The sequence below is a fragment of the Bacillus sp. SRL543 genome (assembly GCF_984799205.1).
This window is the reverse complement of record NZ_OZ481794.1, coordinates 4,326,709-4,342,222: the sequence shown is the minus strand read 5'-3', so window position 1 is coordinate 4,342,222 and position 15,514 is coordinate 4,326,709. Positions and strand designations below refer to the sequence as shown.

Annotated in this window: 13 protein-coding genes; 10 read left to right on the top strand and 3 right to left on the bottom strand. The window is 48.2% G+C overall.

The genetic code is table 11. From position 1 onward, the window contains the following. The first annotated feature begins 25 nt into the window (after positions 1-25). From AC4E8B_RS22045 to AC4E8B_RS22030, 4 genes are read left to right on the top strand one after another with little or no spacing between them, the layout of a single operon-like run. Positions 26-1,195, top strand: a complete 1,170-nt coding sequence (locus AC4E8B_RS22045) for an alpha amylase family protein (RefSeq protein ID WP_490215595.1) — start codon at positions 26-28, stop codon at positions 1,193-1,195. Next, positions 1,192-2,787 (top strand): DUF4127 family protein, encoded by a 1,596-nt coding sequence (locus AC4E8B_RS22040; protein WP_490215593.1) that lies wholly within the window; start codon positions 1,192-1,194, stop codon positions 2,785-2,787. The genes AC4E8B_RS22045 and AC4E8B_RS22040 overlap by 4 nt, the downstream gene beginning before the upstream one ends. Beyond that, complete coding sequence (nagZ, locus tag AC4E8B_RS22035) at positions 2,784-4,382, top strand: beta-N-acetylhexosaminidase (RefSeq protein WP_490215592.1); 1,599 nt, start codon at positions 2,784-2,786, stop codon at positions 4,380-4,382. The genes AC4E8B_RS22040 and nagZ overlap by 4 nt, the downstream gene beginning before the upstream one ends. A 22-nt stretch (positions 4,383-4,404) precedes the next feature. Then, a complete protein-coding gene (locus AC4E8B_RS22030) occupies positions 4,405-5,340 on the top strand; it encodes an ROK family protein (protein WP_490215591.1) in 936 nt (311 codons plus the stop codon). 397 nt (positions 5,341-5,737) lie between these two features. Here the strand turns inward: AC4E8B_RS22030 and AC4E8B_RS22025 are convergent, their stop codons facing one another. The 3 genes from AC4E8B_RS22025 to AC4E8B_RS22015 are packed head-to-tail and all read right to left on the bottom strand — an operon-like array spanning position 5,738 to position 8,643. Further along, positions 5,738-6,091, bottom strand: a complete 354-nt coding sequence (locus tag AC4E8B_RS22025) for a cupin domain-containing protein (protein WP_332272986.1) — start codon at positions 6,089-6,091, stop codon at positions 5,738-5,740. Positions 6,092-6,097: 6 nt separating this feature from the next. Then, a complete protein-coding gene (gene lsrK, locus AC4E8B_RS22020) occupies positions 6,098-7,675 on the bottom strand; it encodes an autoinducer-2 kinase (RefSeq protein ID WP_490215589.1) in 1,578 nt (525 codons plus the stop codon). 41 nt (positions 7,676-7,716) lie between these two features. Continuing rightward, on the bottom strand, positions 7,717-8,643 hold the full coding sequence (locus AC4E8B_RS22015) for a sugar-binding transcriptional regulator (RefSeq protein WP_490219834.1): 927 nt from the start codon (positions 8,641-8,643) through the stop codon (positions 7,717-7,719). Between the two features lie 283 nt (positions 8,644-8,926). Here AC4E8B_RS22015 and AC4E8B_RS22010 point away from each other — a divergent pair, with 283 nt between their 5' ends. The 6 genes from AC4E8B_RS22010 (at position 8,927) to AC4E8B_RS21985 (ending at position 15,494) form a co-directional block, all read left to right on the top strand. Continuing rightward, entirely contained in the window at positions 8,927-10,411 is a 1,485-nt protein-coding gene (locus tag AC4E8B_RS22010) for a sugar ABC transporter ATP-binding protein (RefSeq protein ID WP_490215587.1), read from the top strand. A 14-nt stretch (positions 10,412-10,425) separates the two neighbouring features. Then, entirely contained in the window at positions 10,426-11,427 is a 1,002-nt protein-coding gene (locus AC4E8B_RS22005; RefSeq protein ID WP_490215586.1) for an ABC transporter permease, read from the top strand. Then, complete coding sequence (locus AC4E8B_RS22000; protein WP_490215585.1) at positions 11,428-12,426, top strand: ABC transporter permease; 999 nt, start codon at positions 11,428-11,430, stop codon at positions 12,424-12,426. A gap of 1 nt (position 12,427) precedes the next feature. Next, complete coding sequence (lsrB, locus tag AC4E8B_RS21995; RefSeq protein WP_490215583.1) at positions 12,428-13,498, top strand: autoinducer 2 ABC transporter substrate-binding protein LsrB; 1,071 nt, start codon at positions 12,428-12,430, stop codon at positions 13,496-13,498. Between the two features lie 19 nt (positions 13,499-13,517). Further along, positions 13,518-14,396 carry a 3-hydroxy-5-phosphonooxypentane-2,4-dione thiolase gene (lsrF, locus tag AC4E8B_RS21990; protein WP_490215581.1) on the top strand — a complete coding sequence of 293 codons (879 nt, stop codon included), beginning with the start codon at positions 13,518-13,520 and terminating at the stop codon, positions 14,394-14,396. 468 nt (positions 14,397-14,864) lie between these two features. Continuing rightward, entirely contained in the window at positions 14,865-15,494 is a 630-nt protein-coding gene (locus AC4E8B_RS21985) for an SGNH/GDSL hydrolase family protein (protein ID WP_490215580.1), read from the top strand. Positions 15,495-15,514 lie beyond the last annotated feature (20 nt).

The window sequence follows — 15,514 nt, the reverse complement described above, 5'->3', positions numbered from 1 at the left end:
AAGGGAAAGGAGTTGTTATGGCTTCATGAGAGAGGCAAAGGTCCTGTGGATCGACTTTCTGGCTAATGGCGCGAGGCTCCATATAGAAGAAAAGCGGAATGAATACATAGAAAAGGCCAAAAAGGCTGGATTTACCCATATTGTCGTAGACGCAAAAATTCCTTACGGATATGTTACCTATAAAAGTAAACTTGCCCCGCATGCCGGAGAATGGAAAAGGTTTTCCTGCTGGCAGGGGCTTGATTATGTGGCAGTGATGCTTGAAGAGGTCAAAAAGCAGGGATTAAAGGCAATATTGAAGGCAGATATATTTGCTGAAGGCAGGATAGGGGCGCCGGCACTGCCTCAATTACAGGAAGACTGGCAAGTGATTTATCTCGGGGAGGAAGAAGACGGAAGGCCGGTCTTTACTAAGGCGGAGGACTGGACCGGAAATGCTGTTTTCGTTAATCCCGCTCTGACTGAAGTAAGAGAATATGAGCTTTCCATCATCCGTGAACTGGGAGAAAATTATGAGTTCGACGCCTTCATTCTTGACCGGTGCCGTTATCCGAATGTAAAAGCTGATTACAGCCCGCTTAGCAGGAGGGAATTTGAAAAGTACAGCAGTCTTCCTATAAATAATTGGCCTGATGATGTGGCTGAGGGAGGCCCCTACTTTAAAAAATGGCTTGCCTGGAGGGCATCTGTCATCAGCAGCTTTATAAAGGAAGCAAAAGCAGAAGTGAAGAAAGCGGGCAGCAGCAGGGATTTTGGTGTATATGTCGGCTCATGGTATCCGGAGTTTTTTCAGGAAGGTGTCAATTGGGGCAGCAGGGAGTTCAGCCCGGGCTATGATTGGATGGATCATGATTACAGTGAGACAGGATACGCTGAAGAGCTCGACTTTCTGATGACAGGCTGCTATTACTTTCATGCAACAAAGCAGGAAGCAGCAGCTGCAGGCTTGAGAGACTGGCAGAGTGTCGAAGGGGCGATCGAAATCAGCAAGGCGGCGGTGATGGGCAAGCCTTCGTACCTGCCATCCCTATTTCTCAAGGATTATGAAGGTGATGAGCAGCAGTTTCAGAAGGCATTGCAGATGTGCACCATGCACGGCAGAAGCTTAATGATTTTTGATAGCATCTATCTTGAACAGTACGGCTGGTGGAATTTATTGAAAGAACACAACTTGAGCAGAGGAGGATCCTTATGAAAAAGGTCATATACCTTCCACTTGATGAGAGGCCCTGCAACCTGAAATATCCGCAGGACCTGGCGGCAATGACAGACTTGAAGATGGTGGTACCGGACCAGCAGCTGCTTGGCGATATGAAGAGGCCGGCTGATGTTCCTCTCCTTCACAAATGGCTGAGGGAGGAATCAAGATCTGCAGATTATTTAATTGTTTCCATCGATATGCTGATCTATGGAGGCATTGTCCCTTCCCGGCTGCATCACCTTTCCATGGATAAGTGCCAGAAACGGCTCGAGGTGCTGAGAACGATTCAGGACGAAAATCCACATATAAAAATCTATGCCTATAATCTGATCATGCGTGTCCCTGCCTACAGCAGCAGCGAGGAGGAGCCCGACTATTACGAGCACTACGGCGAACAGATCTGCCGCCTTGGCCGCCTGTCCGATAAAAGAGATCAGGTGCTTGCAGGCAAGGAGGAGCTAGCTGAGTTGCTGGAGATAGAAAGCAGGCTCCCGGAGGAAGTGAAGGAGGATTATTTTAAACGGAGAAAAACCAATTTCAGCCTGACTTCACATGTGCTGCGGATGGTTGAGGAAGAGATAATCGATTATTTTATCATCCCGCTTGACGATAATTCGGAATTTGGATTCACTGCCAAAGAACAGCGGCAGCATATGCTTGAAATCGACCGGCTCAATCTGATGGACCGGACGGCTGTCTACCCGGGAGCTGATGAGATTGCTTGTACCCTTTTCGCAAGAGTGTTCTGTGAAATCCAACAGTATAGCCCTGAAATTGCACTCAGATTTTCTTCTGCCAACGGACCGCACATCATCCCAAGATATGAGGACCGCACCCTGATGGAAAGCATCAAATCCCATATCACTGCGGCCGGCGGCATTATTACAGGAGATGAAAAGGACAATGATTTCCTGCTGATGGTCCATTCTCCGGCTGCGGGGGCAGAGCATATGGCAGAATCAAGCCATGGTTTTAGCAGCAGGCACCGCTCCTATTTTTCAGAGGTGAATATCCGGGAATTCATCCAGGCAATGAAGCATTATATCGGAAAAGGCAAGAGGGTAGCATTAGCGGATGTGGCCATATGCAATGGCGGGGACCATTCGCTGCTGCAGCAGCTCTCCAAGCAGTCTATCCTCCACAGCCTCCTGTCGTATGCCGGCTGGAATACAAATGGCAATACAATGGGGACGGTCATTTCCCATGCCATCATCGCATCATATTATCAGCAGGAGGATAAGGAAACGCCTGCTGCCTTTAATAAGGCCAGCCGTTCTTTCTTTTATTCCCGCCTTGTGGAAGATTGGGGGTACCAGTCAATTGTGCGGAAGCATATTTCCTATCAAGTTCTGCCGCAGATGGGACTGACTCCCCGGAATCTCGGCAGCCAGGTTAGTGAAGTAACAGATATGGCTGCAGAAAAACTCCAGCAATTTACTGACACTTATCTCGCGGATATTCCGGAAGGTAAAGTCATACTGGGCGGTGTCTACCTTCCATGGCGAAGGATGTTTGAAGTCGGCTTTACATTGAACCTGGATGAAGTGCCGGGCCGAAATGAGGATGTACTGGAGGGAAAGGCATGAATAGTAACTGGTCTCTGAAAGAGAAGATTGGACAAATGTTCATCATCGCATTCGCTGGGGAAGAAATGAATCCAGAGCTGGAGAGAGCCATTGCGGAGCTGAACGTTGGCGGAGTCATCCTTTTTCAGCGGAATTTAAAAGACGCAGGCAAGGTAAGGCAGCTGAACAGGGAAATCCAGCGTATCGCCAGAATGCATAACCGGCCGCCCCTCTGGATTTCCATCGACCAGGAGGGAGGAGGGATAGCTTACTTATGGGAAGGGATGGCCATTTCTCCCGGAAATATGCTGATCGGTGCTGCCGGTAATGCTGAAAATGCCTATGATGCCTCTTATCTGATGGGGCTTCAATTGATGAAGCTTGGGTTCAATATGAATTTTGCACCGGATATTGATATTAATAATAATCCCAAAAACCCTGTCATCGGCGCCCGTTCTTTCGGTGAGACGGCTGAGATGGTGAGCATGTTCGGCCAAAAAAGCATAGAAGGTTATCGTGCTGCAGGAATGCTTGCGGTAGGGAAGCATTTTCCGGGACATGGGGATACCGAGTTTGATTCACATCTCAGCCTTCCGAAGGTAGAGAAAAATCTTGAAGAGCTGGAGCGGTTTGAGCTGCTGCCGTTCATCGAGAACATCCAAACAGGCATGGAAGCCATCATGACAGCCCATATCGTCTATCCGAAGCTCGATCCCGACCATCCGGCAACACTCAGTTCTTTCTTTTTGCAAAAGCTCTTGCGGGAAAAGTACAGGTTTGACGGCCTGATTCTGACGGATTCCATGGAGATGCAGGCTATTTCCAAGTTTTTCGGCAGGGAAGCTGGGACGGTAAAGGCCGTCCAGGCGGGTGCAGATATTATTCTTGCCTGCGGAAGGGATGTGGCTGCCCAGCAGCTAATGATTGAAGCGGTCGAGAAGGCAGTTGCCGACGGGCAAATTAGTGAAGAGACGATTGATTCGGCAGTTGGGAGGATAAGTGCTTTTAAACAAAAGTGGATAAAGAGCCATGAGCCTGCAGAGGAAGAGTTGCCAGAAGATCATGAAAAAAACAACCATGACCGGATGGAGCAAATTGCCTTGGAAGGCATCACCCTCCTTTTTGACAGGAAAGGATTATTGCCTCTTCCATCAGAAGCGTCCGTTAAAATTATCAGCCAAAAAACCTATAATGATGAAAATTATGTCGGCGACCGTAAAGCGATTATCCATCAAGTATTCAATGGGGGCAGGTACGAAACTCATTATATCGAAGGTGCCAATCCTTCCCAGGAAGAAATTGATGAGCTGGCGGGCAGCGTGAAAGAGGAAGATTTTGTGCTTCTTTTGATCAATGAGCGGAGAACTCTTGATGAAAATTGGGTGAATCTCTATGAGGAAATCAATAGAATCACAGGAAAAATTGTCATCGTGTCTTTATGGAACCCGCAGATCATATCAGCATTTCCGGCAAATGCGGCCGCTTATATTGCTGCCTATAGCAATACGAGCCACACGATCTCTGCTTTGAAGAAGCTGGTTGAAGGAAGAGCTGAATTCAGGGGGAAGCTGCCTGTTACAATCCCGCCTTTCGCAGAGGAACCTTCCAAAAGCTGAATACATTTAGGGGGGAGAAAGGATGCTTCATAATATCGGCATAGATATCGGCGGGACGAAGATTGCAGCCGGAATTGTGGATTCCGCTGGCAGCGTCATATATCAAAACAGGGTGCTGACGCCTAAAGCAGGCAGGATTGAAATCATAGATTCATTGAAAAAGATCATCCGAGACATGCAGGAGCACGCAAAGATTAATAGTTTAGCCTTGGGTAAAATCGGAATTGGTACAGCTGGCCAGGTGGACTTCTCTCGCGGAATCATTCTGTCAGGAACCGCCAATATCAAGGACTGGGGAAATATCCCCCTTGCCGGGATCATATCGGAGTTTGCGGGGCTGCCAGTTTATATTGATAACGATGTTAATGTATTATGCCTTGCTGAACAGCAGTTTGGCTCTGCCAAAGGCTTCCGGGAAGTGGTTTGCCTTGCCCTGGGTACCGGTGTCGGCGGTGCTGTCATCACAAATGGAAGTATGATGCGGGGAGCCTGGGGCGGGGCTGCAGAGCTTGGCCACATTACGATTGATATGAACGGAAAAGAGTGCAATTGCGGCATGAAGGGCTGTTTGGAAACCTATGCGTCCGGCACCTGGATCGCCAGAAGGATGAAAGAGCTCGTTGAAAAAGCTGAGGTGCATAGTGATTATCCTGCTGAAATAACAGGCGAGGAAGTCTTCCGCTTGTACCATAATGGAGATCTTCTTGCTGAAGAAACAGTCAGCATCATGATCAAAGGGCTATCCTATGGGCTGGTCAACCTCATCCATACCTTCAATCCCCAAGTCATTGTGCTGGGAGGCGGGGTTATGTCAGGCGGGCAATGGATCATTGACCGGGTGAAGATTGAGCTGAAGGAGATTGGCCTTCAGACAATGATAAGAGATACAGAAATCAGGCTGTCCGGGCTTGATAGCCGGAGCGGGGTTGTGGGGGCGGCTTTGCTGGGGGAGGCTTGATAAGGTTTTTTGGTTTGATATTTCCAATAAATGTTATTTTTGTAGAATCAATCTGATTTTATGTAGAAAAACTATAATTTTTTGTAGAATCACTATAATTTTATGTAGAAAAATTCCAATTCTATGTAGAATTACTATAATTTTATATAAAAATTATAAGAAACAGGTAGAAACATACTCGATTTAATTTGAATACTCTCTATGCTCCCATCTTGACTGATGAAAAATGCCCTCTTGCACATGCGGGAGTGGCATTTTTTATGCTTTTTCAACTCTTAGTTCTCTTTTGCATGACGATTCTGCTTGTTCTGCCTTCTGCGGGAATAGAAGATGATTCTCCTTTGTGGAAAAACAAATACAGGAACAGAAAACCTGTCCCTGTGCTGCCAGGCCGAGTTCAAATCCCCGGCCTATAATCCACATCCACCTTATCCTTAATCTGATACGGAGCCAGCATAAACGCCCCTTTAAAAACTTCCTTGCCTTTATTGACTAAATAATGGACTTTCTTCGGCTCAACATGGATGAAGTCGCCTTTCCGGCAGCTGAAGATCTCGCCGTCGATATGGATTTCGAGCTCGCCTTCGAGGACGAAGAAGTTTTCTTCCATGATTTCATGGTAGTGGGCAGGGAAGTCCTGGCCAGGCTGGAGGACGACGAGTCCGAAGTTCATTCGTGGCCCCCTCAGGAGATATTTCGGTCCGCTGTCCCCGAAACGGTATGCTTCCTCGTTTTCATTGATGATGCTCATCTTTCATCACACTCCGCTCTTTTTTAGTCCTGGGGCGATCCACATATGGTCGGTGAGTCCCTGGTCAGCCAATTCCAGCTGGTTTTTATAAATGCGAGTCCACTTTTGGTACAGCTTTTCATAGACTGCGTGATTTTCTTTGTTAGGATAATAGGTTTTTTCAAATGCCACGACCTTCTCAATTGCATCATCGAAGCTGCTGTATATATTTGCTCCTACACCTGCACAGATGGCGGCACCAAGGGCAGTGGATTCTCGTACCACTGGAATTTTGACTGGCTTATTGAGGACATCTGATACAATCTGGCACCATAATGGACTTTTGGAAGCTCCGCCTGCAAATACGACAGAGGCGGGGAAAGCGCCGGTTATACCGCTGATCAGCTCCATATTTCCCTTTGTAACGAAGGCAGCGTTTTCCATGATTGCCCGGTAAAAGGCGGCTTTATTGAATTTGCCGCTGTCCAGCTTGAAGTTAAGGAAGCCGGGTGCTGCATGCTTCCAGGAAATATAATTCATCGTATCTGAGAAGGTGCAGAGGAGGCCATTGCTGCCGGCCGGGACATGCAGTGCTTTTCTCTCCATTTGTTCATAGATGCTTTCATTCGTTTCGTTCTCCAGATATTTTTCCAGATCGCAGAAGCTATCCCTGAACCATTTCATCACAAGGCCGGGGAAGAAGGCGATGGCTTCATACTGCCATGTATCAGGAATGCTATGGCAGTTGATCCTGACCCTGCATCCAGGATCCATCTGCAGCTTTTTCGTTGTAAATTCATATTGCCAAAAGCTTCCGCCAATGACCGCGGCGTCTCCTTCATTGATGATCCCGGCCCCGATGCAGGCCAGCTGGGCATCTCCTCCTCCAGCCACAACAAGGGTTTCTGTACTCAAACCTGTAAGCGCATTCATTTTAGAGGTGATCTTACCAACTGCTGTTCCGCTTTCATATACGGCTGGGAAAATATCATCTCTTAAATCGGCTTTCCTGCCAATCTCAGCTTCCCAGCTTCGGTTCGCCAGGCTGAAGAGTCCGGTCGTGCAACCATTGGAAGGCTCGACAGAGAGGATGCCGGTTAAATGGTAGACGATCCAGTCATTCAGCATGGTCACATACTTTGTTTGCTGATAGATGTCAGGCAGATTATTTTTGACCCATAAAAGCCGGGGAATGGCGCCCAGGGAAAAGGTCTGGCCGGAGATGCTGTACATCTCAGCCTCCAGGGAGCTGTCCCCGCTGTTTAGTTTGGCTGTTTCGTTTTCCGAGCGGGAGTCGACATTGGCGCAGGCCCAAAGCTCCCGGCCGTTTTCATCATAGAGGACGATGGCTTCCCTCATGCTGGTTGTCGAGACAGAGATAATCGCATCAGGGTTTACGCCGCTTTTTCCAATGGTCTCCTTAATTAATCCAATAATGATATTCAGGTTCTTCTCCACATCGAAATCCATTGACCCGGGATATTTTTCATCCTCTAAATGCTTCCATTCTGCCTGTGAGGTGCAGACCTCGCTTCCCTTTGTATCAAAGAGAATGACCCGGGCGCTCCCGGTCCCTGCATCAATCGCCATTAAATATTGATCCATTCACAGTCATCCTTCCCCTGATAAAATCCGGCCTAGCCGGCTCACTCCACTAAGCCTCTTGCTGCTGCTTCGTCAGTAATCAGAACATCAATATATCCTCCCTTTAGGGCGCCGATGATCGCTTCCCTTTTATGAGCGCCTCCGGCAACGGCCACCACGTGATTGAGTGACTTCAGTATGCCTATTTCGCTGCTGATCAGCTGTTTATGAAGATCTAAATCAATGAGATCGCCGTTAATATCGTAGAATTGGCTCAGCATATCGCCGGCAGCCCCCTGGGTTTTGATGATGTCTATATCCATGGAATTCAAATAGCCTTCTTTTACAATGGTGGCTTTGTCATTAAGGGCGCCGATGCCCATGATCGTCATATTGGAATGCGGAATCATTTCGAGCACATTTCTGATCGGCTTTTCCGAGAGCATTTCCTTTGCCAGCTTTTCGGAAGAGACCATTAATGGAGAGGGGATGATGTAGTGCTTGTAGTTTGGATTGGTATAGTAATCGGAACGTGTATCAATCGCAGTCGGCATATAAAATTTCACACCGCCCGATAAAGACACGAATGTCACATTATATTTAGTGGAAATGCGCAAATGCCCCAGCGTCTTTGAAACGGCTTCCCCGTAGCCGATGCTGATCAAGGTATCACCAGTAATTCTGTCTTCAATATACTGCGCCGCGGCCAGCGTGAAATTCTCGCTTTCCGCATCATTGGCGGCGGGGACAATATAGATATCCTTCAGCTGGTATTTTTCTTTTATCTTCTGTTGAAGCTCCTGATAATTGATTTTCTCCAGATCGATCCTGAACTGGATCACATGATTGGCCTTTGCTTTTTCAAGATATTTGATCACCTTCATCCTTGAAAGGTTCAGAGATTCGGAAATCTCATTTTGCGTCAGCCCCTCAATATAGTACTTCCAGGCAATCTTTGTAATCAGATCATTTTCATAGGACATTGTCATCACTCATCTTCTGTTGGGATGCAAACAAAATCTTTACAGTTAAACATATGTTCAGGGAAAAAGAAAATATGACAGCAAAGTGGCTGCGGGCATGCTGATACGAAAAAATTGCAGGGACAATGGGATGCCACTGCGTCAGGAGGCTTAGGCCGGTTAGAACTTCAGAAGAAAAATAATAAATTCATACTTTCTTCAAACAAAAATTAATAAAATGATTTGCCGTGAATAAAATGTAGCAAGTAAGCGTTTTCAATCACGTAGGTATGTAGAAGGAGGGATGCAGATGGGAGAGCTTCCATGCCTTATCCGGCTTGAGGATATCCATAAATCCTTTCAGCAGAATAAGGTCCTGAAGGGGGTCTCGCTTGAAATAAAACCATCGGAGATTATCTCAATCATTGGGGGCAATGGGGCAGGGAAAAGCACATTAATGAAGATTCTGACCGGCGTACACAAGGCAGATGCAGGGATCCTTGAGATTGGCGGAGAGGAAATCGGCCAGTATCATCCCGCCATTGCCCATGAAAAAGGGATCTATCTTGTGCCGCAGGAGCCTTTGCTTTTTCCCAATATGACAGTTGAACAGAATCTGACGATTGGCTTTGCCAGGGATAAGGCTGAAGTGAAGTCAAGGGCCGCTGAGCTCATTCGCCGGCTGGACTGGAATCTTGAACTTGGGAGGCTGGCCGCTTCCTTATCAATTGCAGAGCAGCAGCAGCTGGAAATCATTAAAGGGCTCCTCAGGGATGCGAAGGTCCTTATACTCGATGAACCTACTTCTGCACTGACCTTTGCTGAAACAAAAGCATTATTTCAATTGATTGATAGGCTGAAAGAATCGGGTGTGGCCATTTTTTATATCACACACAGGCTTGATGAGGTTTTCCAAATCTCGACCCATGCAGTCATTCTCCGCGACGGCAGGATCACCCTTAAAGGAAGAATCGATGAATTTACGAAAGAGATGCTCATTAAAGGGCTGCTGCCGGAAGAAAGCCTGGAAAGCGGTAAGGATGTTTTTGAAAAAAGGCAGAGGGGGCGTGCAGATGAGGAACCTGTCCTTGATGTGCAAAACATCAGCGGGGATGGCTTCAAGGATATCAGCATCCAGGTTTATAAAGGTGAGGTTGTTGGAGTGGCGGGGCTGGTTGGCGCCGGAAGGACGGAAATCGCTGAGGCGATCTATGGCATCAGTAAAGTGAAGAGCGGGAAGGTCTTCCTGGCAGGGAAGGATATTACGAATCTGCCTGTCCGCCAAACAATTGAAAATGGCCTGGCTTACATACCAGAGGACAGGTTTCTGAATGGGATTTTCTCTATCAGCTCGGTACAGAATAATCTGACGGCCCAAATTCTCAGGCGGCAAGGCTTTTTCAGCAGCAGGAAGAAGGAAAGCAGCATTACAGATGAATATGTCGACCGGCTGAGGATTAAGATCAGCAGCCAGGAGGATGAGATCAAATCTTTGTCCGGCGGGAACCAGCAGAAAGTTGTGATCTCAAGGATCCTTGCCGGGAACCCTCAGGTGATCATCATGGATGAACCGACCAGGGGGATTGATGCCGGTGCCAGGGGCGATATTTACAGCATCATAGCCGACTTAAAAGAAAAGGGCTATTCCATTCTGCTGATTTCTTCCGATCTGGAGGAGATTGAGAGACTCAGTGACAGAATCTACACCATCTATCAGGGCACCTGCAATGTATGTCTCGGATTTGATGAAATCAATGCTGCCAATGTGATGAAATCTGCTTTCGGAACGTTATGAAGGATGTGATGTAGATGTCTGCGTTGAAATGGGCGGCGTCACGGCGGGAATTCAGGACTTTATTATTCTTATTTATGCTGTTTGCGCTTGTCGGCCTCGTAAACAGCGACTTTCTGACTCTGGCAAACATACAGGCCTCTGTAAAAAGCAGCCTTCTTTATATTGTCTTGGCTGCGGGTATGACATTTGTGCTGCTGACAGGAAATATTGATATCTCGATAGGGGGGATCATGGGGCTCAGCGCTGCGGTGGCAGGCACCATCCTGAAAAGCGGCGGCAGCCTTTTCACGGCAGCAGCGGCAGCCCTTTTCATAGGCGCAGCCATCGGGCTCATCAATGGATTGGGAGTGACGAGGCTGAAGATCTCTTCTTTTATCATGACCCTGGGAGTGCTTGAAATCACGCGGGTTCTCCATGTGATCTATGCTGATGGGAAATGGGTGGAGAATCTGCCGGCAGGCTTTAAGGGTCTTTCCAAGTTCAGTCTGGCCGGTGTGAATATCCTCTCCCTGCTGGTGATTGCAGCGGTGATCCTTGTCCATTTTTATCTTTCAAAAAGCAATAAGGGAAGGTATTTTGCCGCCATCGGCGATAACGAAGACGGAGCGGTATTGCTCGGAATCCCCGTGCAGCGCTATAAAACTTATGCCTTTGTTATCTCCGGTATTTCCGCCTCTATTGCCGGCCTGATTTTCGCCAGCCAAATTGGCTTCATCTCAACCACAGCGGGAGCCGGCATTGAAATGACCGTCATTGCGGGCGCTGTTCTCGGCGGGGTTTCTCTCAGCGGCGGGATCGGGTCTGTCATCGGAGCGGGGATTGGCGCCATCATTATGACTTCAATCAATTCGGCTCTTGTGTTCATGAAGGTTCCAGCTTTCTGGAATGCGGCCATATCCGGATCTCTTTTAATCCTTATTGTGGTCATCGACACCCTGCTGACCAGGAAAGCGATGAAAAAGGCGAAAAAGGAAAGGCTGAATGCGCGGATCCTTCAAAAGGAGGTGCAAATTTAAGTGATTCGGAAGATTCCTAGATGGAACATTATGCTGCTATGTATTTTACTGGTGGAAATACTCGTTTTCGGCCTGATCAATCCGAGGTTCTGGAATATCTCCATCCTGCTGGGAAGCTTTAATGATTTTATCGGCATCGCCCTGGTCGCCTTCTTTGTCACCTTTGTCATTATTACAGGGGGGATCGATATTTCCGGCGGATCAATCATTGGGCTGACCTCAGTCCTGGCGGGGATTCTATCGCAGGTGGCAGGGCTCAATATTTGGCTGTCGGTCCTTTTGGCGTTAGCGGCCGGCGGGCTTTGCGGGCTCTTGAATGGAATATTGATCGCTTACGGACGTGTGCAGGCGATGGTGATCACCCTCGGGGGCATGCTGCTCTACAGCGGCATATCCATCGTCATCGTCGGCCTGTCAGGAGTGAGTACGTATGAAGGGATATCAGGCTTTCCGGAGGCCTTCAGCAATCTCGCCTATGGGGAAGTGATGGGCATCCCGAACTCTGTTCTCCTCTTCCTTGTTATGTTTTTCATCGCATATATCCTTCTGCATTTAACGAAATATGGAAGGTATATATATCTAACCGGCATTAACCAGAATGCGGCAGAATACGCAGGCATTGATACTAGAAAAATCATCGCCAGCACCTATGTCCTATCGGGATTGAGCGCAGGTGTGGCAGGGGTGATGCTGACTTCCTACCTGGGCAGTGCCCGGGCGGATTTCGGCTCTGAATATTTGATGCCGATCCTGACTGCCGTTGTCCTTGGAGGAACACTGATCACGGGAGGCAAAGGAGGTGTACTCGGCACTGCGCTTGCCAGCATCATCGTCGGCCTGCTGCAGCTCGGCCTGCAGATGGGCGGCGTCTCCACACAGTATATTGGCCTTGCGACCGGCCTGCTTCTGATTATTTCTGTCGCATTCCTTGGACTGTCATCTGATTTAAAGCATTCGGTAAAAAGAATTCTTGCACCTAAAAAAATGGGGGTCGATTGAGATGAGATTTAAGCCTTATAAGCTGTTCCTTGGTATGGCCATGGCTTCGCTTCTGCTGGCAGGCTGCAGCGGGGAGAAAGACTCCGGCGGCAGTTCCGGCGGGAAAAAAGCTGATGACATTGAAGTTGTCTTTATCCCGAAAATGACCGGGAATGCATTTTTTGAATCAGGCAATAACGGGGCTCAGGCTATGGCCAAGAAAGAAGGGTTCAAGGTCAAGTATGACGGGGCGCCGGAAGGGACTGTGGCCAATCAGGTCCAGATCATCAACAGCGCCGTCAGCAGCGGGGCAGATGCCATTGCCATCGCTTCTGTTTCTTCAGACGGCCTGAACCAGGCGCTGAAAAAAGCGCTGGATGCCGGCATCAAGGTAGTCACTTGGGATTCGGACGTTGATCCGGAATACCGTTCTGTTTATGTGAATCAGGGAACACCGGAAATCCTCGGTGCGATGCTCGTCGATATGGTCGCCGGCCAGCTGGAAAACCCGGACGAAGCCCAGCAGGTCGCCTGGTTCTATTCCAGCCCGACCGTGCCTGACCAGAACTCCTGGGTTGAATATGCTGATCAGTATATAAAAGAGAAGTATCCGAAATGGGAAATTGTCACAAGGCAATTTGGTGAAGGAAATGAGCAGAAGTCCCTGCAGGTAGGGGAAAGCATTCTTGATTCCTATCCAGATATTGACGCCATCATATGCCCTGATTCCACTGCCCTTCCGGCAATGGCACAGGCAGCAGAGAATAAAGGGCTGACAGCGAAAGATATTGCGATCACCGGGTTTGCGTCACCGAATTCCATGAGACCATTCCTGGAGAACGGCACCATCTTGAATCATGGTTTATGGGATGTCCAGGATCAAGGAGCGCTTGCTGTTTATATCGCTTACCACCTGGCACAGGGCAATGATTTGAAGGTTGGCGACAAGCTCGAGGTTCCTGATCTTGGCGAAGTGACAGTCGAACCGAACAGCATCCAGGGCTATGACTATGAAGCGGACGATTCCGGAATCATCGTGCTGCCGGAGCGGATTGTATTTACAAAAGAAAACACTGGTGATTATGACTTTTAATTAGGGGGAGTTGCGGAGAATGGCAGATAATATCGGCAATAAAGCGGCGAAGAACTTTTTTGAAGACGTACCATTTGCGGGCGGTGAGAGCTTCCATGTAAAAGGGGCCGCCAATTATGACTGGGGCATGAAAGACCGGCTGTCGAGGATCTTCAACCCGAAGACTGGAAAGACCATTATGCTCGCATTCGATCACGGCTATTTTATGGGGCCGACCTCAGGACTTGAACGGATCGATTTGCTTGTCCCGAGGCTTGAGAAATATGTTGACTGCCTGATGGGAACAAGGGGGGCGATCAGAAGCAGTGTGCCGCCTTCATTCAACAAGGCGATTGCACTGCGGGCGTCATCCGGTTCTTCTATTCTGCAAAATGACCTGAGCCATGAATCCATGGTCGTCGATATCGAGGATGCAGTCCGGATGAATGCCAGCGCCATTGCAATCCAGACCTTTATCGGCGCGGACGGGCAAAAAGAGACGATTGAAGAGCTGAACAAAGCTGTCAACCTTGGCATGAGATACTCGATTCCGACTTTGGGTGTCGTCGCCGTCGGCAAAGAAATGGCGCGCACCACCGAATTCTTCCTGCTCGCCACCAGGATGCTGGCGGAGTTCGGTGTCCAGATTGTCAAAACCTATTATTGCGATGACTTTGAAAAAGTAGCATCAGCCTGCCCCGTTCCTCTGGTGGTCGCAGGAGGCAAAAAAATTCCGGAAAAAGACGCACTCACCCTTGCCTACAATTCAATCCAGGGAGGAGCAGCAGGAGTCGACATGGGCCGGAACATATTCCAATCTCAGCATCCGGAGGAAATGGTGCAGGCCGTTGGGAAAGTGGTGCATGAAGGGTTTACAGATAAAGAGGGGTATGAGTATTATCAGTCGCTGATAGGTTAGAGGGGGGTTGTTTAGTAGTGCTATATATCGGGATTGGTGAGGAGTTTTGGTAATGATTGTAATTTTTATGGCGTTAATAGAGAAGTGGGTAGAATAAATAGCCGATTTGGTAGAATAAGTCGAGAAGTCGGTAGAATAACCAGAAGAGTTGGTAGAATAACAGCGAAAGTCGGTAGAATCGCTCTAGATACATGTAGAATACGATAGGATTCCAACTCAATAAATGGGAAGTGCCCCTCTAGTATATGTTAGAGGGGCATTTTTTCAGCTTTTAATACTCATCGGCAAGACATTTTGCTTGTTTCCACACCTTTTTGCAGGGAGCAGTTCAATTTCAGCATATGATGACTTGTTTTCTCGCTTTTGCAGACACTGGTATGGCCCTAAACCTGTAATCTTGTCCTGCCAGCAGGAATCCCCAGGATGATGATCTAATATATATAGAATCAAACTAAAGCGGGTGAGCGTATGAAATCAAAAAAACTCTTATTTATCGGCGACAGCATCACAGACCATGGCAGAAGGGAGGATCCTGAACAGATTGGTTATGGTTATGTAAGGACTCTCCGAGATTATTATATGACGGCTTTTCCTGAAAAGGCGCTTGAGTTCATCAACAGGGGAGTAGGCGGCAACCGCGTTACTGACCTCGCTGACCGCTGGAAGGAGGATGTCATTGATATTCAGCCGGATCTTGTGTCCATTTCGATTGGCATTAACGATGTATGGCGGCAGCTGGACAGTCCGGGGATTGTGCAGATAGGGCCTGAGCGATTTAAAGAAGTTTATGAGAAATTGCTGACACAGGTGAAGAAGGAGACTGAAGCTGAAATTGTGCTCATGGAGCCGACTGTCATTGAGGAGGATGTCAGTTCGGAAGGCAACCGGCTGCTTGTCCCGTATGTTGAGGCAGTGCATGAACTGGCTGAGCAGTTCAATGCAGAGGTGGTTACGGAGCGTAAGGCATTCCTCCGGTATCTGGAGTCGGGAGGTAAACTTAAGCTGACGACGGATGGGGTGCATATGACATCGGCTGGAGATATGCTGATGGCTCGGACGTGGGTTATGGGAGCAGGCTCTTTGTCTGTCTTTAACTAATATGCTTTGGTTCGTAGAAT

Bases quoted from the DNA above. Each gene is read 5' to 3' on its own strand.
- AC4E8B_RS22005 (WP_490215586.1), top strand. From the start codon at position 10,426: ATGTCTGCGTTGAAATGGGCGGCGTCACGGCGGGAATTCAGGACTTTA.
- lsrK (WP_490215589.1), bottom strand. From the start codon at position 7,675: ATGGATCAATATTTAATGGCGATTGATGCAGGGACCGGGAGCGCCCGG.
- AC4E8B_RS21985 (WP_490215580.1), top strand. From the start codon at position 14,865: ATGAAATCAAAAAAACTCTTATTTATCGGCGACAGCATCACAGACCAT.
- AC4E8B_RS22025 (WP_332272986.1), bottom strand. From the start codon at position 6,091: ATGAGCATCATCAATGAAAACGAGGAAGCATACCGTTTCGGGGACAGC.
- AC4E8B_RS22015 (WP_490219834.1), bottom strand. From the start codon at position 8,643: ATGACAATGTCCTATGAAAATGATCTGATTACAAAGATTGCCTGGAAG.
- lsrB (WP_490215583.1), top strand. From the start codon at position 12,428: ATGAGATTTAAGCCTTATAAGCTGTTCCTTGGTATGGCCATGGCTTCG.
- AC4E8B_RS22045 (WP_490215595.1), top strand. From the start codon at position 26: ATGAGAGAGGCAAAGGTCCTGTGGATCGACTTTCTGGCTAATGGCGCG.
- AC4E8B_RS22030 (WP_490215591.1), top strand. From the start codon at position 4,405: ATGCTTCATAATATCGGCATAGATATCGGCGGGACGAAGATTGCAGCC.
- AC4E8B_RS22010 (WP_490215587.1), top strand. From the start codon at position 8,927: ATGGGAGAGCTTCCATGCCTTATCCGGCTTGAGGATATCCATAAATCC.
- nagZ (WP_490215592.1), top strand. From the start codon at position 2,784: ATGAATAGTAACTGGTCTCTGAAAGAGAAGATTGGACAAATGTTCATC.
- AC4E8B_RS22040 (WP_490215593.1), top strand. From the start codon at position 1,192: ATGAAAAAGGTCATATACCTTCCACTTGATGAGAGGCCCTGCAACCTG.
- lsrF (WP_490215581.1), top strand. From the start codon at position 13,518: ATGGCAGATAATATCGGCAATAAAGCGGCGAAGAACTTTTTTGAAGAC.